General features: G+C 71.0%; 23 protein-coding genes and 3 pseudogenes. 6 read left to right on the forward strand and 20 right to left on the reverse strand.

The features are described from left to right. Nucleotides 1–85 precede the first annotated feature (85 nt). The gene (locus tag MCHLDSM_RS08780; RefSeq protein ID WP_048469723.1) at nucleotides 86–1291 is read left to right on the forward strand and encodes a serine hydrolase domain-containing protein; all 1206 of its coding nucleotides are present in this window, start codon (nucleotides 86–88) and stop codon (nucleotides 1289–1291) included. A gap of 193 nt (nucleotides 1292–1484) precedes the next feature. Here the strand turns inward: MCHLDSM_RS08780 and MCHLDSM_RS40350 are convergent. Next, nucleotides 1485–1691 (reverse strand): annotated as a pseudogene (locus MCHLDSM_RS40350) (putative immunity protein); the annotation flags it as partial. Here MCHLDSM_RS40350 and MCHLDSM_RS39175 point away from each other — a divergent pair. The 3 genes and pseudogenes from MCHLDSM_RS39175 to MCHLDSM_RS08790 form a co-directional block, all read left to right on the forward strand. Further along, a pseudogene (locus MCHLDSM_RS39175) lies at nucleotides 1690–2269 on the forward strand (HNH endonuclease); the annotation flags it as partial. The pseudogenes MCHLDSM_RS40350 and MCHLDSM_RS39175 sit on opposite strands and share 2 nt — an antisense overlap. A 1-nt stretch (nucleotide 2270) precedes the next feature. Beyond that, nucleotides 2271–3068, forward strand: a pseudogene (locus tag MCHLDSM_RS39180) (HNH endonuclease); the annotation flags it as partial. Nucleotides 3069–3112: 44 nt separating this feature from the next. Next, a complete protein-coding gene (locus MCHLDSM_RS08790; protein ID WP_048469724.1) occupies nucleotides 3113–4318 on the forward strand; it encodes an FAD-dependent monooxygenase in 1206 nt (401 codons plus the stop codon). Nucleotides 4319–4323: 5 nt separating this feature from the next. Here the strand turns inward: MCHLDSM_RS08790 and MCHLDSM_RS08795 are convergent, their stop codons facing one another. From MCHLDSM_RS08795 to MCHLDSM_RS08815, 5 genes are read right to left on the reverse strand one after another with little or no spacing between them, the layout of a single operon-like run. Continuing rightward, nucleotides 4324–5154 carry an HpcH/HpaI aldolase/citrate lyase family protein gene (locus MCHLDSM_RS08795; RefSeq protein ID WP_234713933.1) on the reverse strand — a complete coding sequence of 277 codons (831 nt, stop codon included), beginning with the start codon at nucleotides 5152–5154 and terminating at the stop codon, nucleotides 4324–4326. A 53-nt stretch (nucleotides 5155–5207) separates the two neighbouring features. Then, a complete protein-coding gene (locus MCHLDSM_RS08800; protein WP_048417817.1) occupies nucleotides 5208–5753 on the reverse strand; it encodes a hypothetical protein in 546 nt (181 codons plus the stop codon). Beyond that, entirely contained in the window at nucleotides 5753–6244 is a 492-nt protein-coding gene (gene nusB, locus MCHLDSM_RS08805) for a transcription antitermination factor NusB (protein WP_048469726.1), read from the reverse strand. Before nusB ends, MCHLDSM_RS08800 begins: the two co-directional genes overlap by 1 nt. A 32-nt stretch (nucleotides 6245–6276) precedes the next feature. Then, a complete protein-coding gene (gene efp, locus MCHLDSM_RS08810; RefSeq protein ID WP_043408450.1) occupies nucleotides 6277–6840 on the reverse strand; it encodes an elongation factor P in 564 nt (187 codons plus the stop codon). Nucleotides 6841–6861: 21 nt separating this feature from the next. Continuing rightward, nucleotides 6862–7947 carry a M24 family metallopeptidase gene (locus MCHLDSM_RS08815; RefSeq protein WP_048469727.1) on the reverse strand — a complete coding sequence of 362 codons (1086 nt, stop codon included), beginning with the start codon at nucleotides 7945–7947 and terminating at the stop codon, nucleotides 6862–6864. Between the two features lie 33 nt (nucleotides 7948–7980). Here MCHLDSM_RS08815 and MCHLDSM_RS08820 point away from each other — a divergent pair, with 33 nt between their 5' ends. Next, the gene (locus MCHLDSM_RS08820) at nucleotides 7981–8583 is read left to right on the forward strand and encodes a B-4DMT family transporter (protein WP_048469728.1); all 603 of its coding nucleotides are present in this window, start codon (nucleotides 7981–7983) and stop codon (nucleotides 8581–8583) included. Here MCHLDSM_RS08820 and aroB read toward each other — a convergent pair. From aroB to MCHLDSM_RS08870, 10 genes are all read right to left on the reverse strand, one after another. After that, nucleotides 8580–9665 (reverse strand): 3-dehydroquinate synthase, encoded by a 1086-nt coding sequence (aroB, locus tag MCHLDSM_RS08825; protein ID WP_048469729.1) that lies wholly within the window; start codon nucleotides 9663–9665, stop codon nucleotides 8580–8582. The genes MCHLDSM_RS08820 and aroB overlap by 4 nt on opposite strands. Next, a complete protein-coding gene (locus tag MCHLDSM_RS08830; RefSeq protein WP_048469730.1) occupies nucleotides 9662–10321 on the reverse strand; it encodes a shikimate kinase in 660 nt (219 codons plus the stop codon). Before MCHLDSM_RS08830 ends, aroB begins: the two co-directional genes overlap by 4 nt. Next, entirely contained in the window at nucleotides 10321–11535 is a 1215-nt protein-coding gene (gene aroC, locus MCHLDSM_RS08835; RefSeq protein ID WP_048469731.1) for a chorismate synthase, read from the reverse strand. Before aroC ends, MCHLDSM_RS08830 begins: the two co-directional genes overlap by 1 nt. Nucleotides 11536–11585: 50 nt before the next feature. Continuing rightward, a complete protein-coding gene (locus MCHLDSM_RS08840) occupies nucleotides 11586–12326 on the reverse strand; it encodes an alpha/beta hydrolase (protein WP_048469732.1) in 741 nt (246 codons plus the stop codon). Between the two features lie 38 nt (nucleotides 12327–12364). Beyond that, nucleotides 12365–12799, reverse strand: coding sequence for a prepilin peptidase (locus MCHLDSM_RS08845; protein WP_048469733.1), 435 nt, complete (start codon nucleotides 12797–12799; stop codon nucleotides 12365–12367). A 9-nt stretch (nucleotides 12800–12808) separates the two neighbouring features. After that, entirely contained in the window at nucleotides 12809–13612 is an 804-nt protein-coding gene (locus tag MCHLDSM_RS08850; protein WP_048469734.1) for a shikimate dehydrogenase, read from the reverse strand. After that, a complete protein-coding gene (locus MCHLDSM_RS08855) occupies nucleotides 13609–14856 on the reverse strand; it encodes an endolytic transglycosylase MltG (RefSeq protein WP_048469735.1) in 1248 nt (415 codons plus the stop codon). Before MCHLDSM_RS08855 ends, MCHLDSM_RS08850 begins: the two co-directional genes overlap by 4 nt. After that, nucleotides 14849–15388 (reverse strand): Holliday junction resolvase RuvX, encoded by a 540-nt coding sequence (ruvX, locus tag MCHLDSM_RS08860; RefSeq protein WP_048469736.1) that lies wholly within the window; start codon nucleotides 15386–15388, stop codon nucleotides 14849–14851. Before ruvX ends, MCHLDSM_RS08855 begins: the two co-directional genes overlap by 8 nt. Nucleotides 15389–15393: 5 nt before the next feature. Continuing rightward, the gene (gene alaS / locus MCHLDSM_RS08865; RefSeq protein ID WP_048469737.1) at nucleotides 15394–18090 is read right to left on the reverse strand and encodes an alanine--tRNA ligase; all 2697 of its coding nucleotides are present in this window, start codon (nucleotides 18088–18090) and stop codon (nucleotides 15394–15396) included. Nucleotides 18091–18178: 88 nt separating this feature from the next. Beyond that, on the reverse strand, nucleotides 18179–18580 hold the full coding sequence (locus MCHLDSM_RS08870; RefSeq protein WP_048469738.1) for a secondary thiamine-phosphate synthase enzyme YjbQ: 402 nt from the start codon (nucleotides 18578–18580) through the stop codon (nucleotides 18179–18181). 97 nt (nucleotides 18581–18677) lie between these two features. Between MCHLDSM_RS08870 and MCHLDSM_RS08875 the strand changes: the two genes are divergently transcribed. Further along, nucleotides 18678–18992, forward strand: coding sequence for a GlsB/YeaQ/YmgE family stress response membrane protein (locus MCHLDSM_RS08875; RefSeq protein WP_048469739.1), 315 nt, complete (start codon nucleotides 18678–18680; stop codon nucleotides 18990–18992). 72 nt (nucleotides 18993–19064) lie between these two features. On the opposite strand, the gene MCHLDSM_RS08880 is transcribed toward MCHLDSM_RS08875, so the two are convergent. The 4 genes from MCHLDSM_RS08880 to MCHLDSM_RS08895 all read right to left on the reverse strand — a co-directional run bounded on the left by MCHLDSM_RS08880 (nucleotide 19065) and on the right by MCHLDSM_RS08895 (nucleotide 22272). Beyond that, a complete protein-coding gene (locus tag MCHLDSM_RS08880; RefSeq protein WP_048469740.1) occupies nucleotides 19065–19538 on the reverse strand; it encodes an SRPBCC family protein in 474 nt (157 codons plus the stop codon). Beyond that, nucleotides 19535–19858 carry an ArsR/SmtB family transcription factor gene (locus MCHLDSM_RS08885; RefSeq protein WP_048470247.1) on the reverse strand — a complete coding sequence of 108 codons (324 nt, stop codon included), beginning with the start codon at nucleotides 19856–19858 and terminating at the stop codon, nucleotides 19535–19537. The genes MCHLDSM_RS08880 and MCHLDSM_RS08885 overlap by 4 nt, the downstream gene beginning before the upstream one ends. A gap of 242 nt (nucleotides 19859–20100) precedes the next feature. Then, on the reverse strand, nucleotides 20101–21429 hold the full coding sequence (locus tag MCHLDSM_RS08890) for a replication-associated recombination protein A (RefSeq protein ID WP_048469741.1): 1329 nt from the start codon (nucleotides 21427–21429) through the stop codon (nucleotides 20101–20103). Nucleotides 21430–21438: 9 nt separating this feature from the next. Next, entirely contained in the window at nucleotides 21439–22272 is an 834-nt protein-coding gene (locus tag MCHLDSM_RS08895; protein WP_048469742.1) for a DUF3097 domain-containing protein, read from the reverse strand. Nucleotides 22273–22363: the final 91 nt, after the last annotated feature.

Below are 22363 nucleotides of genomic sequence, written 5' to 3' on the forward strand. Positions count from 1 at the left end.
GCGGCAAGGCTACCACTGCGGGCCGGGTGCGGCGACATCGCGGTCCGGTTTCTCCGGCCGGTGTGGCCCGACCTACTCTGGCGCGATGAACCTCGACCGCAACAAGGCCTCGATCGTCGAGGCGATCGACGCCGGACTGCTGGCCGGTGCCGTGACGCTGGTGTGGCGCGCGGGGGAAGTGCTGCAGGTCAACGAACTCGGCTACCGCGACGCCGACGTGAAGCTGCCCATGCAGCGCGACACCCTCTTCCGGATCGCCTCGATGACCAAGCCGGTGACGGTGGCCGCGGCGATGTCGCTGATCGAGGAGGGCAGGCTCGCGCTGTCCGACCGGGTGTCGACCTGGCTGCCCGAACTGGCCGACATGCGGGTGCTCGCCGAGCCGCGCGGCCCGCTCGACCGCACGGTGCCGGCGCAGCGGCCGATCACCATCGAGGACCTGATGACCCACCGCAGCGGGTTGGCTTACATGTTCTCGGTGCTGGGGCCGCTGGCCGACGCCTACCGCAAGCTGCCCACCCGGCAGGACCAGGATCGCTGGCTGGCCGAGCTCGCCGCGCTCCCCCTCGTGCACCAACCCGGCGAGCGGCTGACCTACAGCCATGCCACCGACGTGCTGGGGATCGCGCTGTCGCGCATCGAGGGCAAGCCGCTCAGCGAGGTGCTGACCGAGCGGATCCTCGGCCCACTGGGCATGTCGGACACCGGTTTTCACGTCGGGAGCACCGGCAGGCGGCGTGCGGCGACGATGTACCAGCTGGACAAGGACAACACGCTGCGCCACGACGTGATGGGGCCTGCGCCGATCGTCGACCCGCCGTTCTGCACCGGTGGCGCCGGGCTGTGGTCGACGGCGGACGACTATCTGACGTTCGCCCGGATGCTGCTGGCGGGCGGGACGGTTGACGGGGTGCGTGTGCTCTCCGAGGAGTCGGTGCGGTTGATGCGCACCGACCGGCTCACCGAGGAGCAGAAGCGGCACGACTTCCTCGGCGCCCCGTTCTGGATCGGCCGCGGCTTCGGGCTGAACCTGTCGGTGGTGACCGATCTGTCGAAGTCGCGCCAGCTGTTCGGGCCCGGTGGCCCCGGCACGTTCTCCTGGCCCGGCGCGTACGGCACGTGGTGGCAGGCCGATCCGTCGGCCGACGTCATCCTGATCTACCTCATCCAGAACCTGCCGAACCTGTCGGTCGACGCCGCGGCCGCCGTCGCGGGCAACACCTCGCTGGCCAAGCTGCAGAGCGCGCAGCCGAAGTTCGTCCGGCGGACCTACGAGGCGCTCGAGCTCTGAGCGCGCAGGGCCGCGTCCTGCGCGGTTCCGATCGCCGCGGAGGCGTCTCCCGTCGTGATCTCGTGTATCCGAGCGGCATTGGCGGCGCGCGCAGGATGTGGCCGACCTGATGGGCCTTAGCGATCGGGTGCAAATACGCGGCGGCGGCAGCATCGCCTGCCGCCAGCGCGGCCAGTCGCGCCAACTCCCCCGACGCGTCCCGCGCTGCCCGGTGCGCGTCCAGTGTGGTCACGCGCTGCTGCCGCCTACGGGGCTCGCCGTCGACGAACAGCCACGCGGCGGCGACCGCAGCACGAGGCCGGGAATCACCCGGGGATGCGCGTCCCCGAACACCGGGAGGAGGCCGTCGGCCGCCTCGGCGACTCGATTTGTCGGAGTCACTGAGTAGAGTCGGTGCCATGTTCGAACAGGTGTTCGATATCGATGCGGCGGCCTCCGAGGCCGAGCTGCGCGACCTCGTGACGCGCTGCGAGCGGCTGAAGGCTGCCGCGGCGGCCGCGCAAGCCCGCGCGACCGCGGCGTGGGCCGCGAAGCGCCGCGCCGCCGAGGAGGAGGCCGGAGTGCCCGCCCGCAAGCGGGGGCGGGGGTTGGCCTCGGAGATCGCGCTGGCCCGCCTCGACGCCCCGGTCACCGGCAACACCCACCTCGGGATGGCCAATGCGCTGGTGCACGAGATGCCGCACACCCTGGCGGCGTTGGAGGCGGGGGTGCTCACCGAGTACCGGGCCACCCTGATCGTCAAACAGTCCGCCTGCCTCACCCTGGAAGACCGCCGGGCGCTGGATGCCGAACTGTGCGCCGATCAGCAGGCGCTGAACGGGTTGGGCAACAAGCGCATCGAAGCCGCGGCCGCAGCGATCACCGCCCGCCTGGACGCAGCCGCCGTCGTCGAGCGCAAGAACCGCGCCGCGCAGAGTGCGGGGGTGTGGACCCGCTGCGCCCCCAACGGCATGGTGTACCTGACCGCGCTGATGCCGCNGCCGCCGTCGTCGAGCGCAAGAACCGCGCCGCGCAGAGTGCGGGGGTGTGGACCCGCTGCGCCCCCAACGGCATGGTGTACCTGACCGCGCTGATGCCGCTGTCCCAGGGCATCGGGGTGTACGCCGCGTTGAAGCGGGAGGCCGACACCACCGCCGATGGACGCCCCCGCGGGCAGGTCATGACCGACACCCTCTACGAGCGGGTCACCGCCCGCCCCGCCGACACCCCATCGCCGGTCGCGCTGAACCTCGTGCTGGCCGACACCACCCTGTTCGGGGAGGACGACGCCCCCGGCTGGGTCGACGGGTACGGCCCGGTCCCGGCCGTCGTGGTGCGCGACCTCGTCTCCGATGCCGTCGCCGATGAGGACGCCAAGGCCACACTGCGGCGGCTGTACCGGCACCCCTCCAGCGGGCAACTCATGCAGATGGAGAGCAAGGCGCGGCTGTTCCCGAAAGGGTTGGCCGCGTTCATCGGGCTGCGTGACCAGACCTGCCGCACCCCCTACTGCAACGCCCCGATCCGCCACCACGACCACGCCACCCCCGCCCGAGATGGCGGAAAGACCAGCGGGCTCAACGGTCTCGGCGGCTGTGAAGCCTGCAACTACGCCAAAGAAGCCCCCGGCTGGCAGGTCGTCACCACCGACACCGGCGGTAGGCACACCGCCACCTACCGAACCCCCACCGGCGCGACCTACCACTCCACCGCACCACCACTACCCGGACCCACCCGACGACACAGCGCGATCGAGGCCAGGCTCAGCATCATGCTCGCCCACCACCGGGCGGCTTGACGCGGTCTCACCCGAAGACGGCTGCCGCGCCGTACATTACGGACATGCAGACTCCCACCGTGCTGATCAACGGTGCCGGCATCGCGGGGCCGGCGCTGGCATTCTGGCTGAGCCGCAAGGGTTACCGCGTGATCGTGCTCGAGATCGCGCCGGGCATCCGGCCGGGCGGGCAGACGGTTGATCTGCGGGGCTCCGGTGGTGACGTCGTCGAACGGATGGGCCTTCTCGACCAGATGAAGGCCCGGGCCCTCGAGCAGAAGGGCGCGGCGTGGGTCCGGTCCGACGGCAGTCGGCGCGCCCAGATGCCGGTGACCGCATTCCACGGCAACGGGCTGGTGTCCAAGCTGGAGATCCTGCGCGGTGATCTGGCCACCGTGTTGTACGAGGCCACCCGAGGGGACGTCGACTACCGGTTCGGCGCGACCATCGCAGCGCTCGAGCAGACGACCGACTGCGTGGTCGTGACGCTCGCCGACGGCAACCGCCTGCCCGTCGACCTGGTCGTGGGCGCCGACGGACCGCACTCAGCGGTACGCCGAATCGCCTTCGGCCCTGAGGAGCGGTTCGTCCGGCCGATCGGCGGCTACAACGCGTGGTTCTCCGCGCCCGACACCGTCGGCCTCGACGGCTGGTTTCTGCTGTATCAGGCACCCGGCGGCCTGAACGCGTCGATGCGTCCCTCGCACGACCCATCGATCGCCAAGGCGGGCTTGGCCTTTCAGTCCAAGCCGCTGGACTACGACCGCCACGACACCGATGCGCAGCGGCAGCTCCTCGTCGAACGGTTCGCCGGTGCGGGCTGGCACTGCGACGCGCTACTCGCCGCGGCCGCCGACGCCGACGACTTCTACTTCGACGCCTTCGCCCAGGTGCACATGCCGACCTGGGCGTCGGGACGCGTCACCCTGGTCGGCGACGCCGGCTACTGCGCGTCACCGCTTTCCGGCATGGGCACCAGCCTGGCGCTGGTCGGCGCCTACGTGCTGGCCGGTGAACTCGGCGCGGCCGACCGGTTCGACGCCGCCCACCTCGCCGCGGCGCTCGCCCGCTACGAGGCGGTGATGCGGCCCTACGTCGACCGGTGCCAGGACCTGCCCAGCGGCATCGACCGCTATGCACCGATGCGGGAGTCCGACATCGCGATCACCGCGGCGGTGATGAAGTGGATGCAGCGCTGGCCGTTCCGCCCGATCGTCGAGAAGATGTGGTTCCAGACGGCCGCGTCGATGACGCTGCCCGATTACCTCTGACCGCGTCAGACCAGACCGAACGTCGCCGCCCGATCGAGGACCGCTTCCGCACGCGCCCGGGTGGGACCCGCACTGCCATCATAGGAATCCGTCGGCGCATCCAGGCGTGCGAGCGTCAGTCGCGCCTCCTCGATCTCGCCGGGTGACGGACTCAGCAGCGTGTTGACCGTCTCCGCGTGGCCGTCGTCCAGGCACAGCCGGCCGGTCATCCCGGCGGCCTTGGCGACCTCGGTGTCCCGCGCCAGGTGGCGGGCCTGATCGCGCAACGTGGGGCCGTCGATCGGTGCGGGCAGCCCCGCGGCCCTACTGGCGATCACCAGGCGGGCACGCGGATAGGCCAACACCGCCGGGTCCGCGCACATCCCGGTATCGCGTCGAAAATCGCCGATTCCGAACGCAATTCGGGCGCACGAGCGCGCGATCTCCAGCGCCGACTCGATGCCCAGGGCCGATTCGACCAGCGCGACCACGGGCATGCCGGGCGGCAACTGCTCCGCGGTCGAGACGACGTCGCGCGCCGATTCGGACTTGGCGAGCATCACCCCCGACAGGCCGGGCGTCGCCGCCACAGCGGTGAGGTCGGCCCGCCAGTCCGGTGTCCCCGCGCTGCTGATCCGCACCCACGCGCGTCCGCCCTGCTGCAGGAAGTCGGCCACGGCGTGGCGGCCGGCCGGCTTCTCCGCGTCCGGCAGACCGTCTTCGACGTCGAGCACGAGCACGTCCGCTGCATGCGAGTCTGCCGCGTCGAAACCCGGCCGTCCCGGGCGCAGCAGCCATGTGCGGGCCACCGACCAGTGTGGCCGGCGGGTGCATTCGACCGGAGAGAAGACCGTCACCTCACCCATGCTCGCGGCGGCCGGTGATCGACGCCATATTGCGCACATTTTGTTCACAGTGCGCGCGAGAGCACCCGGCCGAACTGCAGCAGTCGCTGCATCTGCGCCAATCCGCCGTTGTCGACGGACTTCACGAACCGGAACGACTCGCAGTAGACGTCGGTCTCGGTCGCGGACTTCTGCCGGGACCGCACGATCAGCTGCGTGTAGAGGCGCAACGTCACCTCCGCCAACCGGCGGGTGCCGTCGCTGAGCACGTCGTACTCGGTGGACAGCACCTGATCGGTGATGGTGGACAACAGGATCGAGCGCACCGAGGCCAGCAGGACACGCCGCGGCTCCCCGCCGTCCACGTCGCCGGACACGTCGTCGTCGGCGCGCCACATGATCAGCCGCTGGCCGTCGGTGACCATCACCTCCTGCCAGAGCGCTTCGCCCCACGGTTCCTCGGTGAAACCACGGGACATCACGAAAGACCGGATCGCGGCCGGGTCGACGACCGAACGGAGCTGGTCCAACGCCAGATCGGGATCACGCAGATAGACCCGCGCCGCCTCGCTGACACTCGAGTACGGAGCCCAGTCCTGCGGCGCGCCCATCAGCCGGGGCTGCTGTCCCCACCGGTGCGCACCGCCGCCGCGGCCGCGCGGATCTGCGGCGTCACCAGCATGACCTGGCCGAGCACTCCGTTGACGAAACCGGGTGAGTCGTCGGTGGACAGCTGCTTGGCCAACTCGACCGCCTCGTCGACGGCCACCGGTTCCGGGACGTCCTCGGCGTGCAGAAGCTCCCACACCGCGACCCGCAGGATCGCGCGGTCCACGGCCGGCAGGCGGTCGAGCGTCCAGCCCTGCAGGTGCGACGAGATCAGATCGTCGACGTGGGCCTGGTGCTCGGTGACGCCGCGCGCGACCGACACCGTGTACGGATTCAGGGGTGCGACATCGTGGTCGGACTGCTTCTCCGCCAACGTGTTTCGCCCCTCGGCGACCTCGGCGGGGGTCAGTCCGCGGGCCTCTGCCTCGAACAGCAGATCCACCGCGCGCTTACGGGCCTGGTGCCGGCCCCGGTCCCCTCTCCGGTCAGCCATCCCGTCGCTCCGCTGCGCTCCGCTCGCCCCGGTCAGCCATTGACCCTTCCCAGGTAGCTGCCGTCACGCGAGTCGACCTTGAGCTTGTCGCCGGTGTTGATGAACAGCGGCACCTGGATCTCGGCACCGGTCTCCAGCGTCGCGGGCTTGGTGCCGGCGCTGGAGCGGTCCCCCTGCAGGCCCGGCTCGGTATGGCTGACCAGCAGTTCGACCGTCACCGGCAATTCCAGGTACAGCGCCGTGCCGTCGTGGAACGCGATCTGCACCGGCATGCCCTCGAGCAGGAAGCCGGCCAGCCGCCCGACCAGCGCCTCGGGCAGCGGGTGCTGCTCGTAGTCCTCGGAGTCCATGAACACGAAGTCCGAGCCGTCGCGGTACAGGTAGGTGGCATCGCGCCGGTCGACGGTCGCGGTCTCGACCTTCACCCCGGCGTTGTAGGTCTTGTCGACGACCTTGCCGGACACCACGTTCTTGAGCTTGGTCCGCACGAAGGCCGGGCCCTTGCCGGGCTTGACGTGCTGGAACTCGACGATCTGCCACAGCTGGCCGTCGATCTGCAGGACGAGCCCATTCTTGAAGTCGGCGGTCGATGCCACGGTGGGTTGTACTCCTAGCTTCTAGAGGATCACCAGGTCCTTGCCGAACCTGGTCAGTAGTTCGGGGCCGTCCGGGGTGACCGCCAGCGTGTCCTCGATGCGGACGCCGCCGCGGTCGGGCAGGTAGACACCGGGCTCGACGGTCACAGCGGAGCCAGCAAGCAGTGTACCGGCGGCAGTGGCATTGATTCCGGGCGCTTCGTGGATCTGCAGGCCCACGCCGTGGCCGAGGCCGTGGCCGAAGTTCTCGGCGTAGCCGGCGTCGGCGATGACCTGCCGGGACGCCGCGTCGACGTCCTTGCACGGCACCCCGGGCGCCAGGGCGTCGCGGCCGGCCTGCTGCGCCGCCGCGACCAGTGAGTAGATGTCACGCTGCCACTGCGCCACCGGCGCCAGCGCGAACGTGCGCGTCATGTCGGAGTGGTAGCCGCCGACCAGCGCACCGAAGTCGATCTTGACGAAGTCGCCGGCGGCGAGGACGGCGTCGGTCGGCCGGTGGTGCGGTATCGCCGAATTCGCCCCGGTCGCCACGATCGTCTCGAACGACGCCCCATCCGCGCCGTGCGCGAGCATCAGCGCCTCGAGGTCGTTGCGCACCTCTTTCTCTGTGCGCCCGGCCCGCAGGCCGCCGTGCTCCACCAGATCCTGCAGCGCGGCGTCGGCCGTGTGGCAGGCGAGCCGCAGCAGCGCGAGTTCGCCGTCGTCCTTGACTTCGCGCAGCGCCTCGACCGCGCCGGGCGCGCGGGTGAACTCGACCTGCTCCCCCGCCGCCCGGGCCAGCGCGGTGAACGCGTCGACGGTCACCACATGACTCTCGAACCCGAGCTTGCGCACCCCCGCGGCGGCGGCCCTGGCCGCCAGGTGCGGCCCGCACGCCCGTTCGATCACGACCTCGGCGTCGGGCGCCTGCGCGGCCGCCTGGGTGCGGTAGCGCCCGTCGGTGGCGAGCACCGGCGTGTCGTCGTCGGCGAGGATCAGCAGCGCCGCGTTGGACCCGGTGAATCCGGACAGGTAGCGAACGTTGACCAGGTCTGTTACCAGCATGGCGTCCAGCTGGGCGTCGGCCAGACGCAGCCGCAACCGCTGGCGGCGGGCAGAAACTGTCACGACGGCTGACGCTACTCGCTAAGGTGAGGCCCCATGAGCAAGTGGCTGCTGCGCGGACTGGTGTTCGCCGCCCTGATGGTGATCGTCCGGCTGTTCCAGGGGGCGTTGATCAACGCCTTCGAGACCAAGGCGGGACTGATCAGCATCACTTTGGTCGCGCTGTACGCCGTCGTCGTCCTGATCTGGGGTTATGCGGACGGCCGCAGCGACGCCCGCGCCAACCCGGACCCCGACCGCCGGTCGGATCTCGCGATGACCTGGCTGCTGGCCGGACTGTTCGCCGGGGTGGTGAGCGGGCTGGTGGCCTGGCTCATCGGGCTGTTCTACAAGAACCTCTACGTCGAGGGCCTGATCAACGAGGTCACCACGTTCGCGGCGTTCACCGCGCTGCTGGTGTTCCTGTTCGCGATCATCGGCGTAGGCCTCGGCCGGTGGCTGGTCGACCGCAAGACGCCTCAGCAGCCGCGGCGCCGGGAAGGCGACGACGATCGCGCCGACACCGACGTGTTCGCCGCGGTGCGCGACGACCGCGACGGCCGGGACGGTGTGCAGGACTACGACAATGCCGCCACCGAACAGCACACCTCACCGGTCGCGGTCGCCGAGCACGATGACGACACCAGGCGGAACAGCTAGGGGCTGTCCCGGGCGACCTCGGCGTAGGCCGCCGCCAGCAGCGACGGGTCGGGTCCCTCGAGGCGGCCGGGTTTGGCCAGGCCGTCCAGGACGACGAAGCGCAGCACGCCGGCGCGGGTCTTCTTGTCGCCGAGCATCGAGTCCATCAGCTGCGGCAGCGCGTCGGCGTCGTAGGTGACGGGCAGCCCCAGCGAGGTCAGGACCTCGCGGTGCCGCGCGGCGGTCGCATCGTCGAGACGTCCTGCGAGCCGGCCCAATTCGGCGGCGAACACCAGCCCCACGGACACCGCCGCGCCGTGGCGCCACTTGTAGCGCTCCCGCCGCTCGATGGCATGGGCCAGCGTGTGGCCGTAGTTGAGGATCTCGCGCAGCGCGGATTCCTTCTCGTCGGCGGCCACCACCTCGGCCTTGACCGCGACGGCCCGCCGGATCAGTTCCGGCAGTACGTCGCCGGTGGGGTCGAGCGCGGCCTGCGGATCCGCCTCGATCATGTCGAGGATCACCGGGTCGGCGATGAAACCGGCCTTCACGACCTCGGCCATGCCGGCGATGATCTCGTTGCGCGGCAACGTCTCCAGCGTCGCGAGGTCGATGAGCACCGCGGCCGGCTGATGGAAGGCGCCGACGAGGTTCTTGCCGGCGTCGGTGTTGATGCCGGTCTTGCCCCCCACGGCGGCGTCGACCATGCCGAGCAGCGTGGTGGGCACGTGCACGATGTCCACGCCACGCAGCCAGGTCGCCGCCGCGAACCCGGCCACGTCGGTGGCCGCCCCGCCGCCGAGGCTCACGATCGCATCCTTGCGCCCGACGCCGATGCGGCCCAGCACCTCCCAGATGAACCCGACGACGGGCAGGTCCTTGCCGGCCTCGGCATCGGGGATCTCCACGCGGTGGGCGTCGATTCCCTTGTCGGACAAATGAACCCGGATCGCCTCAGCGGTCTGGGTGAGGGTCGGTTGGTGCAGGATCGCGACCTTGTGCCGCCCGTCGAGCACACGGCCGAGGTCGCCGAGCAGGCCGGTACCGATGATGACCGGGTACGGCGGATCGGTGCGCACCTCTACGGTCACCGGTTCCGTCACTGTCCGTCCTTCCGTCGACACGGGGATCCTTTCCTGGCCGCCACCGCGGCGGGGCTCGGCGGCGCCTCCGTCGACGGCGCGGCCGTCAGCGACAGCGGTGCCCGCCGCCACGAGGGCCGCCTGCGGCGCCGGTCGGATTTCGCCCCCTCGGGGTTGTCGAGGCGCGCCACGATGTGGCGCACCACCGCGCCGGGGTTGCGGTGGTTGGTGTTGACCCGCATGGTCGACACCTGCCGGTACAGCGGAACGCGTTGCGCGATCAGCTCTTTGAACCTCTCCCCGCGATCGGGTCCGGCCAGCAGCGGGCGCACCGTCGAACCGCCGGTGCGGCGCACGCCCTCAGCTGCGCTGATCTCCAGATAGATCACGGTGTGACCGGCCAGCGCATCGCGCACCGCGGGGGTGGTCACGGCGCCGCCACCGAGTGAGAGCACTCCGTCGTGGGTGGCGAGTGCGTCGCACACCACCTCGGCCTCGATGCGCCGGAACTCGGCCTCGCCGTCGTTGGCGAAGATGTCGGCGATGGTGCGGCCGGTCTTCTTCTCCAGCGCCGCGTCGGTGTCGAGCATCTCCAGCCCCAGCGCTTTGGCCAGCCGCCGCCCGATCGTCGACTTGCCCGAACCGGGCAGCCCGATCAGCACCGCCTTGGGGGCCATCAGCCCGACGCCCTGACCCCGTCGGCGGCCGGCTCGCGCTGGGCGACGGCGCGCAGGTAGGCGTCGATGTTGGTCCGTGTCTCGGTCAGGGAGTCCCCGCCGAACTTCTCCAGCGCGGCGCGGGCGAGCACCAGCGCGACCATCGTCTCGACGACGACGCCGGCAGCGGGGACCGCGCAGACATCGGAGCGCTGGTGGATCGCGACCGCTTCCTCACCGGTCGCCATGTCGATGGTGGCCAGGGCGCGCGGCACCGTGGAGATCGGCTTCATCGCCGCGCGGACCCGCACCGGCAGTCCGTTGGTCATGCCGCCCTCCAGCCCGCCGGCGCGATTGGTCGAGCGGATCACCCCGTCGGGGCCGGGATAGATCTCGTCGTGGGCGACGCTGCCGCGGCGGCGTGCCGTCTCGAAGCCGTCGCCGATCTCCACACCCTTGATCGCCTGAATGCCCATCACCGCGGCGGCCAGCTGGCTGTCCAGCCGGTTCTCCCCGCTGGTGAACGAGCCCAGCCCGACGGGCAGGCCGTGCGCCACCACCTCGACGACGCCGCCGAGGGTGTCGCCGTCGCGTTTGGCCGCCTCGATCTCGGCGATCATCAGCGCCTCACTGGCCGGGTCGAACGCGCGCACCGGGCTGGCGTCGATCGCGGCGAGATCACCGGGAAGGGGCGGCGGTCCGTCGTAGGGGGTCGACGCACCGATGGAGACGACGTGCGAGACGACCTCGACCCCGAGGGCCTGCCGCAGGAAAGCCCGCGCGACGGTGCCCGCGGCCACCCGCGCGGCGGTCTCGCGGGCGCTGGCGCGCTCGAGCACCGGCCGGGCGTCGTCGAACCCGTACTTCAACATGCCGGCGTAGTCGGCGTGGCCGGGTCGCGGCCTGGTCAGCGGCGCGTTGCGGGCGGCGCTGTCGGCCAGCGCGGCCGGGTCGACGGGGTCGGGAGCCATCACGGTCTCCCACTTCGGCCACTCGGTGTTGCCGATCTCGATGGCGATGGGACCGCCCAGCGTCACGCCGTGCCGCAACCCGGCGAGCATCGTCACCTGGTCCTGCTCGAACTTCATCCGGGCGCCGCGGCCGTATCCGAGGCGCCGGCGCGCCAGCTGGTCGGCGATGTCGGACGACGTCACCTCGACGCCGGCGACCATGCCCTCGACCATCGCCACCAGCGCCCGGCCGTGGGATTCCCCTGCTGTCGTCCATCGCAACACGTGTCCCAGTTTCGCATGACGCGCGCCGAGGCCGAAAAACGGCGATCGTCTCAGCGCAGCGCCGGCACCGCGCGCAGCCAGGCCAGCACCGGCGGGGCCACCTGCGGGAGCGCCGACTCGGCGACGATCCAGTGCGGCAGCCCGGGGTGGATCTGGTGTTGCGCACCGTAGCGCGCCGCGATGCGACGCGACATCCACGGTGCGACACTGCGGTCCCGGCCGGCGCTGACACACAGCACCGGGCAGGTGACGGCCGCGGCCGGCACCCGCACGATGGGCGCACCGACCATCATCTGCCGGAACACCCGGCCGGAGTCGCGGACGAACTCCGGGATCAGCCGATCCTGTTCGGCGGCGCACAACCCTCGAAGCGGCAGTGCGCGCATGACGTCCGCAGAGGGCAGGAACGGACGGCCCGCGGCCACGGCCGGCATCGACGGCACGAAACGCGGCAGCGCCCGCAGTTGCGGCCACAGCACGCCGGGCGGCACCGAGGCCAGCAGCACCGCAGCCAGGGGCTGCCGCGCCGCGGCCACCTTCTGGGCGAGCAGTCCACCCAAGCTGTGGCCGACGACGACCGCCGGTTCGCCGATCGCGTCGTAGGCGGCCAGCGCGGCGTCGACCATCTCGGCGATGCCGGTGCGCGTCAGGGTGGCGTCGTCGGACGGGTCGCGGCCCGGCAGCGCCGGGACGTGGCAGACGAATCCGGCGTCGTCGAGGACCTTCGTCCACGGCTGCATCAGGGACGGCCGACTGAACAGACCGTGCAGAACGAGGACCGGTGAGGACATCACGGTCCGAGTATCGCGACGGAACGGGTCGGGGGCGATTACCCCGGAGGTAGGGCCGCCGCGACGGCGACGGCGGCCGCCAGACACATCGACGGACCGTGCGGCACCGCCGCCCGCGACCCGCGCGCGAGACGGGCCGCGCCCCACAGCCCGGTCAGCAGCGAGGCGCCGATCGCGCACAGCGCCCACGCCTGCACACCGAACGCACCGGTCAACGCGCCGATGCCGATCGCCAGTTTGACGTCGCCGGCGCCCAGCGCCGTCGGCGAGCGCAGGTGCACGATCGCGTAGATGCCGGTCAGTGCGAGCGCGCCGAGCGTCGCCGGCACGCCACGTCCGGCCACCGCCGCGACCGTGAGGATCACCACCGCACCCGGCACGGTGAGCCGGTTCGGCAGCCTGCGCCGGCGAAAGTCGTACGCGCTCAACGCGATCAGCCACACCGCCACGGCGACGGCAGCCGTCTCCCCCACCGTCTGAGGCTAAGGCACGTCGAGCGCCGCCCTCATCGCCTCTTTCGGCGCGGGCATGCCGGTGAACAACTCCACCTGGCTGAACGCCTGGTTCAGCAGCATCTGCAGCCCGCTGATCACCCGCCCGCCCCGGGCGCCGACCGCCGCGGCCAGCGGGGTGGGCCACGGATCGTAGATCGCGTCGAGCAGCGCCGGCGTGGCGGCCAGCGCGGCGGCGTAGGGAGCCACGGCGTCGGCGGGAACGGTGTTGACCACGATGTCCACGCCGGCGGCGGTGTCGGCCAGCGAGTCGGCGCGGATGTCGCAGAAGTCGGTGGCCAGCCCGCAGCGCCGCGCGAGATCGAGCACGCCGGCGGCCCTGCCGGGGTCGCGGGCGGTGACGGTGACGTGCCGGGTGCCGCGGGCGGTGAGTCCGGCGACGACAGCGGGCGCGGTTCCGCCCGACCCGACGACCATCGCGCGATCGGTCCGGACGTCGGCGAGCGCGCCCACCACCCCGTCGACGTCGGTGTTGTCGGCGAGCCAGCCCGCCGCCGAACGCACCAGCGTGTTGGCCGATCCGACCAGCCGGGCCCGTTCGGTGGCCTCGTCGGCGAACCACAGCGCGGCGAACTTGCCCGGCATCGTCACCGATACCCCGACCCACTCGGGCCCGAAACCGGCCACCACGGCGGGCAACTGCTCAGCGGTGCATTCGATCCGGTCGTAGGTCCAGCCCTCGAGGCCGAGCGCCCGGTACGCCGCCAGGTGCAGCTGCGGGGACCGGGAGTGTGCGATCGGCGAGCCCAGAACCCCGGCCCGTCGAGCCCTCATCGGGCTGAGTCGAGGACACCGTTGCGTCGCGCCAACTCGATGTTGGCCAGGTGCTGCTCGTACTCGCGGGTGAACAACGTCGTGCCCTGCATGTCGATCGTCACGAAGTACAGCCAGTCGCCGGGCTCGGGCTGTTCGGCCGCGGCCAGGGCCGGCTGGCCGGGCGAGCAGATCGGGGTCGCCGGCAGGCCCGGCCGCACGTAAGTGTTCCAGGGGGTGGCCTGCGCGCGGTCGCCGTCGGTGGTGGCGACCTCGATGCGGTCCAGTGCGTAGTTCACCGTGGAGTCGAACTCCAGCGTGCGATTCTCGGCCAGCCGGTTGTAGATGACCCGCGCCACCTTGGAGAAGTCCTGCGGTTTGGCTTCGCGCTGCACCAGGGAGGCCACCGTCAGGATCTGGTAGGGCGACATGTTCAGCGAGGCGGCGGTGGTCAGCAGGCCGCCGCGCTCGTATTGCCCCGCACTGCTGGAGATCAGCGTCGACAGGATGTCCTGCGGCGTGCCCGACGGATCGATGTTCCAGGTGCCGGGCGCGATCAGCCCTTCGAGGCGGCGGTGGTCGGCGCCCAGTGCGGTCACCGGCCCGGTCGCCCACTGCGGCACCCCGAGCGCCGCGGGCGCGGCGGCGCCGGCGGCGGCGCGCAGATCCTGCGCCGGCACGCAGCGGCGGTCGCCGTCGAGGTCCACGCAGGTGGCCTTCGAGATCAGCGAGAAGATGCCGTCGGTGACGGCGTTGGTCTTGACGTCGGAGACGTCGTCGAGCTGGCGGCCCTCCGGGATGACCAGTTTGCCCACCCGGTTGCCCGGATCGGCCAGCCGCGCCACCGCGTCGGCGGCCGGGATCTCGGTGCGCACCTTGTAGAAGCCGGGCTGGATCGACGAGATCGCCGTGTTGCCGTCGGCGGCGTCGACGAACGCCTTGATGGTGGCGACGACCTTGCCCTCCTGCAGCGTCTTACCGATCGCCGTGGTCGAGTCGCCGTCGTGGATCTGGATGACGACGTCGTTGACGCCCTCGCCGGTGTAGTCGTTGCCGCTGCCCCCGAACAGCGAGTGCCACATCCGCGAGCCGAGGAACACCGCACCGATGACGACGACCACGAGCATCGCGACCGCCGCGATGGCGGCGGTGCGGCGACGGCGCCGGTGCCGGGCCTCCCGGGCCCGCTGCTGACGGGTCATCCGCCGCCGGGGCGGACCCACCGCCAGGGGTTCGGCACGATCGTTGTGCCAGTCGTCAGCCATCCCCGACCTCTCCGTGTGGGGACAGCGCCGCCCGTCGCTGGTCCAGCCAGTTCTGCAGAATCCCCACCGCTGCAGCTTGATCGATCACCGAACGTTGTCCGCGGCCCCGCACGCCCGCCTCGCGCAGCGCTCGCTGCGCGGTCACCGTCGTGAACCGCTCGTCGACGAGCCGGACCGGCACCGGCGTGACCCGGTCGGCCAGCAGGTCGGCGACCTCGATCGCGTCGCGCGCCGAGGAGCCGGCCCGATCCGCCAGCGTCCGCGGCAGCCCGACGACGACCTCGACCACCTGATACTCGTCGACCAGCGCTGCCAGGCGCCGGACGTGCTTGTCTGCGCGCCGGTCGCGCGTCACGGTCTCCACCGGGGTCGCGAGCACGGCGTCGGGATCGCTGACCGCCACCCCGATGCGCACGGTGCCGACGTCGACACCCAGTCGGCGGCCACGGCCCGGATCAGGCGCCGACGCGGGGTCACCGGGGCGATCCGGTGCGCGGCCGGCATCGTCGGCGTCGGTTACGGCGTCGGGCACTCTGGTCAGCTCCGGCCGATCTCCGCGCGCACCGCTGCCAGCGCCGCGTCGATGTTCGCCGCGCCCTGCCCCGATCCCTGCGCCAGGTCCGCCTTGCCGCCACCGCGACCGTTCACGGCGGCGCCCACCACCTTCACCAGGTCGTTGGCGCGCACCCCGAGGTCCTGGGCGGCCGGGTTGACGGCCACCACGTAGGGCACCGTGTCGTCGTCGCCCTCGGCGATCAGCGCGACGACGGCGGGCTCGCTGCCGAGCTTGCCGCGGATGTCGCCGACGAGCGACCGCAGGTCGCCCGCCGAGATCCCGCCGGCCATCCGCTGCGCCACGAGCCGGACCTTACCGACCTGTTCGGCTCCGGCCGCGGCATTGACCGCGGCGGCGCGCGCGCCGGCCAGCCGCAGCCGGTCGAGTTCCTTCTCGGCGGCACGGAGCCGCTCCACCAGCGTCGCGACGCGGGCGGGCACCTCCTCGGAGGGCACCTTCAACGACGACGCGAGACCCGCCATCAGGGCGCGCTCCTTGGCGAGGTGGCGGAACGAGTCCAGCCCGACGTACGCCTCCACGCGGCGCACACCGGAACCCACCGACGACTCGCCGAGGATGGTGACCGGACCGATCTGCGCGGAGCGGCCGACGTGCGTGCCGCCGCACAGCTCGAGGGAGAACGGACCGCCGATCTCGACGACGCGGACTTCGTCGGGGTATGACTCGCCGAACATGGCCATGGCGCCCATCGCCTTGGCCTTCTCCAGATTCTCGTGGAAGGTGTGCACCTCGAAGTCGGCTTGCACCGCCTCGTTGGTGACCTCCTCGACCTGCTCTCGCTGCTCATCGCTCAGCGCGCCCTGGAAGTTGAAGTCGAACCGCAGATAGCCGGGGCGGTTCAGAGATCCGGCCTGAACGGCGTTGGGGCCCAACACCTGTCGCAGTGCAGCGTGCACCATGTGCGTGCCGGAGTGGCCCTGTGTCGCGCCGTGGCGCCACCGCGGGTCGACGGCCGCGACGACGGTGTCGCCCTCGACGAACTCGCCGGACTCCACGTTGATCCGATGCGCCCACAATGTTTTCGCGATCTTCTGCACATCGGTGACCGCAGCCTTGGCCGTCTCCGACGAGCCGGTGCCCCGGATGTCGCCCTCGTCGGCGATCTGCCCGCCCGACTCGGCGTAGAACGGGCTGCGGTCCAGGATCAGCTCGACGCGCTCCTGCGTGCCGTCGCGGCCGGTGTGCGACACCACCGGCACCCGCTTACCGTCCACGAAGATGCCGAGAATGGTCGCCTCGGTGGTCAACTCGTCGAAACCGGTGAACTCGGTGGGGCCGGCGTCGACGAGCTCGCGGTAGGCGCTCAGGTCGGTGTGGGCCTGTTTGCGCGCCGCCGCGTCGGCCTTGGCCCGCTGCCGCTGCTCGGCCATCAGGGTCCGGAAGCCCTCCTCGTCGACACCCAGGTCGGCCTCGGCGGCCATCTCCAGGGTCAGCTCGAGCGGGAAGCCGTAGGTGTCGTGCAGCGTGAACGCATCCGAGCCCGACAGCCGGGACGCGCCGGACGCCTTGGTCGCCCGGGCGGCGTCGTCGAACAGCCGCGAACCCGAGGCCAGCGTGCGGTTGAACGCGGCCTCCTCGGCGATCGCGATGCGCGCGATCCGGTCGTAGTCGGAGACCAGCTCGGGATACGACGGCCCCATCGCGTCGCGCACGGTGGCCATCAGGTCGGCCATGAACGGATCGTCGATGCCGAGCAGCTTGGCCGCGCGGATGATGCGGCGCAGCAGCCGGCGCAGCACATAGCCGCGGCCCTCGTTGCCGGGGCTGACGCCGTCGCCGATGATGATCGCCGCGGTGCGGCTGTGGTCGGCGATGATGCGGTAGCGGACGTCGTCTGCGTGGTTGCCCTGCCCGTATCCGCGCGGTGCCCGCGCGGCCATCAGGTCGATGGCGGGGCGCAGCAGGTCGGTCTCGTAGACGTTGTCGACGCCCTGCAGCAGGCAGGCCACCCGCTCGATGCCCATGCCGGTGTCGATGTTCTTGCGCGGCAGCGGTCCGAGGATCTCGAAGTCCTCCTTCGAGGTGCCCTCGCCGCGCTCGTTCTGCATGAACACGAGGTTCCAGATCTCGATGTAGCGGTCCTCGTTGGCTTCCGGGCCGCCCTCGATGCCGTACTCGGGCCCGCGGTCGTAGTAGATCTCCGAGGACGGTCCGCACGGGCCCGGGATGCCCATCGACCAGTAGTTGTCCGCCATCCCGCGGCGCTGGATGCGCTCGAGCGGCAGTCCGGCCACCTCCTGCCAGTAGCCGATGGCCTCGTCGTCGTCGAGATAGACGGTCGCCCAGAGCCTTTCGGGGTCGAATCCGTATCCGCCCCGGTCGGTCGGGTTGGTCAGCAGCGACCAGGCGAACTCGATGGCGCCCTTCTTGAAGTAGTCGCCGAAGCTGAAGTTGCCGGCCATCTGGAAGAAGGTGTTGTGCCGGGTGGTGATGCCGACCTCGTCGATGTCCGGGGTGCGGATGCACTTCTGGATGCTCACCGCCCGGTTCCACGGCGCGCTCCTGGCCCCGAGGAAGTAGGGGACGAACTGCACCATGCCGGCGTTGACGAACAGCAGGTTCGGGTCGTCGAGAATCACCGAGGCGCTGGGCACCTCGGTGTGTCCCGCGTTCACGAAATGATCAAGGAACCGCTTCCTGATCTCGTGTGTCTGCACGTCGTGGCTGTCCTTCGGGTCTGGTCAGCGGGGCCGATCGGCCGCCACCTGCGAATACTCGACCGCACCACAGTACCGGGCGTGGCTTTCAGCCCGACACGAAGCTCAATCGGACGTTGCGCCGCGTGTTGTCCCTGTTCAGGTCCACCAGCACGATGCTCTGCCAGGTGCCCAGCAGCGGTTCGCCGGCCCCGACCGGCACGGTGACCGACGGTGCGACCAGACCCGGCAACACATGGTCGGCGCCGTGCCCGGGAGATCCGTGCGCGTGCCGGTAGCGGTCGTCGCGGGGCAGCAACCGCTCCAGGGTGTCGACCAGGTCGTGGTCGGATCCCGCGCCGGTTTCGATGATCGCCACCCCCGCGGTGGCATGCGGGACGAACACGTTGCACAGACCGTCTCCCCGCGACGCGCAGAACTGGCGAACGTCGCCGGTCAGGTCGACGATCCGCCGCCGGGCGGTGTCCACGTCGAGCACTTCGGTGTCCATGGCGACGAGCCTACGGACGCCCGCACTGATTGACGCGAGCGTTTATTGCCCAGCGGGCTCGGGTATGCCGCCGGCAGCCGCAAACTTTGGAGGAAAAATGACCATCACCGGCGTCATCACCGCAATTCTCATCGGCATCGTCGTCGGCGTTCTCGGCCGGCTCGTCCTGCCCGGTAAGCAGCCCATCGGGATGCTGCTCACCATTCTCGTCGGCATCGTGTCCGCCTTCATCGGCACCGCGATCGCCCGCGCGGTCGGTATTCCGACCGCCACCAACGGGATCGACTGGATGGAACTACTCGTCCAGGTCGTCGTGGCCGCGCTCGGCGTGGCTCTGGTGGCATCGCTCATGGGTCGGCGGCGTGGCCGCACCGGCCTGATGGGCGGCCGCCGTTCCGGAATTCTGCGCTGACGCGCCGAATCCGTCCGTGGCGATCCCGGCTGGGCCCCCGACCAGTCGGGATCGCCCCCGTCTGCACTCTTCTCAGCCGGCGGCCAGCAGCGCGTCGAGCTTCTCGTAACCCTCCGTCATTCCCCCCTCCATCCCCGAGGACAGCAGCGCGTCCCGGGCGTCGGTGTTCGGACAGATCGAGCGGCCCCGCAGCCGGGAGCGGCCGTCGCCGAGGTCTTCGAACCACAGGTACTCCAGGTTGACCATGTCCGGGGCGCCCTCGAATTCGAAGGTCTGCAGGATGAATTCGTTGTCGCGCACGGTGTGGAACGTGCCGTTGAACGCGAAGGCGCCGTGCTCGGTGCGGTGGACGTAGCGGTACCCGCCGTGATCGCGGAAGTCCCACTCGGTCACGTCCATCTCCAGGCCGTGCGGCCCCAGCCATCGCGCCAACAGGTCCGGATCGGCATGCGCACGGAACAACGCGGCGACGGGGGCGTCGAAAACGCGCGTGAATTCCATGGCCAGGGTGTCGACGGGAGCGGTCAGCTCCAGGGCATTGGTCATCGGGTCGGTCCTTTCTTCTCGGCCGCCAGTAGGGCGTCCAGCCGGCGGTAGTTGCGTTCGGCGTCCAGCCGGTACCGGTCGATCCAGGCCGTCACCGCCTCCAGCGCGGCGGCGTCCAGGTGCACCGGACGACGCTGCGCCTCGCGGGTCCGGGTCACCAGACCCGCTTGTTCGAGCACCTGAATGTGTTTGGACACCGCTTGTTTCGTGATCGCGAACGGCTCGGCCAGCTCGTTGACCGTGGCCGGACCGCGGGACAGCCGCGCCACCATCGCGCGCCGGACGGGATCCGCGAGCGCCATGAAGGCACGGTCGAGCATCGCCTCGTCCGCCTCACTCGCCAATGATCAACCTTTCCTTTGATCAATCTATTGGTTGATTAGTAGGGTAGGACGGGGCACGGTCTGTGTCAAGGTTGGACCAGTGCCCGCGCCCCGCCCGGTCGGCACCCTGACCCCGACGCATGGTCAACACCCGTCGCACCAATTCACGTTCTGCAGAGGGTTACTCGATCTTTCACTGCAGAAGGTCGATACCTGTGGCTCCCGTGACCAGAGCGAGCTCAGCGGCGGCGCCGGATGATGGCGCGCAGCTTGTCCACCCGGGTGGCGATCTCGCGCTCGGCGCCGTGGGTGGTCGGCCGGTAGTAGTCGACGCCGACGATCTCGTCGGGCGGATACTGTTGGGCCACAACGCCGTCCGGATCGTCGTGGGCGTACTTGTAGCCGACGGCGTTGCCCAGCTTCTGTGCGCCGGAGTAGTGCCCGTCGCGCAGGTGGGCCGGCACCAGCCCCGCCTTACCGGCCCGGATGTCGGCCATCGCCGCGCCGAGCGCGGTGGTGACGGCGTTCGACTTCGGCGCGGTGGCCAGGTGCACGGTGGCGTGCGCCAGCGTCAGCTGCGCCTCGGGCATGCCGATCAACTGCACCGTCTGGGCCGCGGCGACCGCCGTCGGCAGTGCGGTCGGGTCGGCCATCCCGATGTCCTCGCTGGCGAGGATCACCAACCGCCGCGCCACGAACCGCGGGTCCTCCCCCGCGACGAGCATCCGCGCCAGATAGTGCAGGGCGGCATCGACGTCGGAGCCGCGCACCGACTTGATGAAAGCGCTGACCACGTCGTAGTGCTGGTCCCCGTCGCGGTCGTAACGCACCGCCGCCTTGTCCAGCGACTGCTCGATGACATCGACGGTCACCTGCCCGGATTCGGCGGCGACCTCCAGCGCCGTCAGAGCCCGCCGGGCATCGCCGGCCGACAGCTGCACCAGCAGGTCGAGCGCCTCGTCGGTGATCGGCACCGTGCCGCCCAGGCCCCGTTCGTCGTCGAGGGCACGCCGGAGCACCGTGGCGATGTCGGCCGGGGTCAGCGGCTGCAGCTGCAGGATCAGCGAGCGGCTCAGCAGCGGGGCGACGACGGAGAACGACGGGTTCTCGGTGGTGGCCGCGACCAGCAGCACCACCCGGTTCTCCACCGCCGCGAGCAGTGCGTCCTGCTGGGTCTTGGAGAACCGGTGCACCTCGTCGATGAACAGCACCGTCTGCTCGCCGCGGCGCAGCAGCGCGACGCGGGCCTCCTCGATGACCGCGCGCACCTCCTTCACCCCCGCCGACAACGCCGAGAGCGCCTCGAACCGGCGGCCGGTGGCGTGGGAGATCAGCGAGGCCAGGGTGGTCTTCCCGGTGCCGGGCGGGCCGTAGAGGATGACCGATGCGGCGCCGGAGCCCTCCACGAGGCGCCGCAGCGGCGAGTTCCCGGCGAGCAGGTGCTGCTGGCCGACGACCTCGTCGAGCGAGGCGGGCCGCATCCGCACGGCCAGCGGCACCGACGTCCCCACCGGAGCCGCGGCGGATCCGGCCGTCTCACCGGGTACGTCGAACAGGCTGTCGGACACGCTCCCTGCTTACACGGAGGCGGTGACGAAGTCGATCAGCTCCTCCACCCGGCCGATGAGGTCGGGTTCGAGGTCCGTCCAGTCCCGCACCCGGCCACGGATCTTCTGCCAGGCCGCGGCGATGTCGGCCTGATCGCGATGCCGCCACCCCAGCGCCTCGCACACGCCGTGCTTCCAGTCCTGCCCCTTGGGCACCACCGGCCAGGCGTCGATCCCGAGGCGGGCCGGCTTGACGGCCTCCCAGATGTCGATGAACGGGTGGCCCACCACCAGCGTGTGCTCGCCGCCCGGTCCCCGGCGCACCTTCTCGGCGATGCGGGCCTCCTTCGACCCGGCCACCAGGTGGTCGACGAGCACGCCGAGGCGCCGGCCGGGCCCGGGCCGGAAGTCGGCGACGATCGCGGCGAGGTCGTCGACACCGCCCAGGTACTCGACGACGACCCCCTCGAGGCGCAGGTCCTCGCCCCACACCTGTTCGACGAGCTCGGCGTCGTGGCGGCCCTCGACGTAGATGCGGCTGGCGAGCGCCACTCTGGCGCGCGCGCCGGCGACCGCGACGGAGCCGGACGCGGTCCGGGCCGGCGCCGCGGGAGCCGCTTTCTTCGGGGCGGTCAGGATGACGGGCTTGCCGTCGATCAGGTAGCCGGGCCCGACCGGAAACGGTTTGGTACGGCCGTGCCGGTCCTCGAGCTGCATGCGGCCGTATTCGACGCGTACCACCGCGCCGACGAAGCCGGTCTGCGCGTCCTCGACGACCATGCCGATCTCGATCGGCTGTTCGGTGGAGCAGGGCTTGCGGTGCGGGTCACTGGACAGGATGTCGGCGCCATAGCGATCAGCCACGCGGTGATCGTAGGGATGCGCGGCGGCGCGACGGCTGACCGCGCGGGCGCGTGTTGCGTCGGCGCCGGCACACGGGGTGCGACGATCGAAC

The organism is Mycolicibacterium chlorophenolicum (genome assembly GCF_001044235.1).
In the GTDB taxonomy this organism is placed as follows: Bacteria; Actinomycetota; Actinomycetes; order Mycobacteriales; family Mycobacteriaceae; genus Mycobacterium; species Mycobacterium chlorophenolicum.

Coding starts and splice junctions, on each gene's coding strand:
- MCHLDSM_RS08780 (WP_048469723.1), top strand. CDS start 86: ATGAACCTCGACCGCAACAAGGCCTCGATCGTCGAGGCGATCGACGCC.
- MCHLDSM_RS08790 (WP_048469724.1), top strand. CDS start 3,113: ATGCAGACTCCCACCGTGCTGATCAACGGTGCCGGCATCGCGGGGCCG.
- MCHLDSM_RS08800 (WP_048417817.1), bottom strand. CDS start 5,753: ATGGGCGCGCCGCAGGACTGGGCTCCGTACTCGAGTGTCAGCGAGGCG.
- nusB (WP_048469726.1), bottom strand. CDS start 6,244: ATGGCTGACCGGAGAGGGGACCGGGGCCGGCACCAGGCCCGTAAGCGC.
- MCHLDSM_RS08820 (WP_048469728.1), top strand. CDS start 7,981: ATGAGCAAGTGGCTGCTGCGCGGACTGGTGTTCGCCGCCCTGATGGTG.
- MCHLDSM_RS08830 (WP_048469730.1), bottom strand. CDS start 10,321: ATGGCCCCCAAGGCGGTGCTGATCGGGCTGCCCGGTTCGGGCAAGTCG.
- MCHLDSM_RS08840 (WP_048469732.1), bottom strand. CDS start 12,326: ATGTCCTCACCGGTCCTCGTTCTGCACGGTCTGTTCAGTCGGCCGTCC.
- MCHLDSM_RS08850 (WP_048469734.1), bottom strand. CDS start 13,612: ATGAGGGCTCGACGGGCCGGGGTTCTGGGCTCGCCGATCGCACACTCC.
- MCHLDSM_RS08855 (WP_048469735.1), bottom strand. CDS start 14,856: ATGGCTGACGACTGGCACAACGATCGTGCCGAACCCCTGGCGGTGGGT.
- MCHLDSM_RS08870 (WP_048469738.1), bottom strand. CDS start 18,580: ATGGACACCGAAGTGCTCGACGTGGACACCGCCCGGCGGCGGATCGTC.
- MCHLDSM_RS08875 (WP_048469739.1), top strand. CDS start 18,678: ATGACCATCACCGGCGTCATCACCGCAATTCTCATCGGCATCGTCGTC.
- MCHLDSM_RS08880 (WP_048469740.1), bottom strand. CDS start 19,538: ATGACCAATGCCCTGGAGCTGACCGCTCCCGTCGACACCCTGGCCATG.
- MCHLDSM_RS08885 (WP_048470247.1), bottom strand. CDS start 19,858: ATGCTCGACCGTGCCTTCATGGCGCTCGCGGATCCCGTCCGGCGCGCG.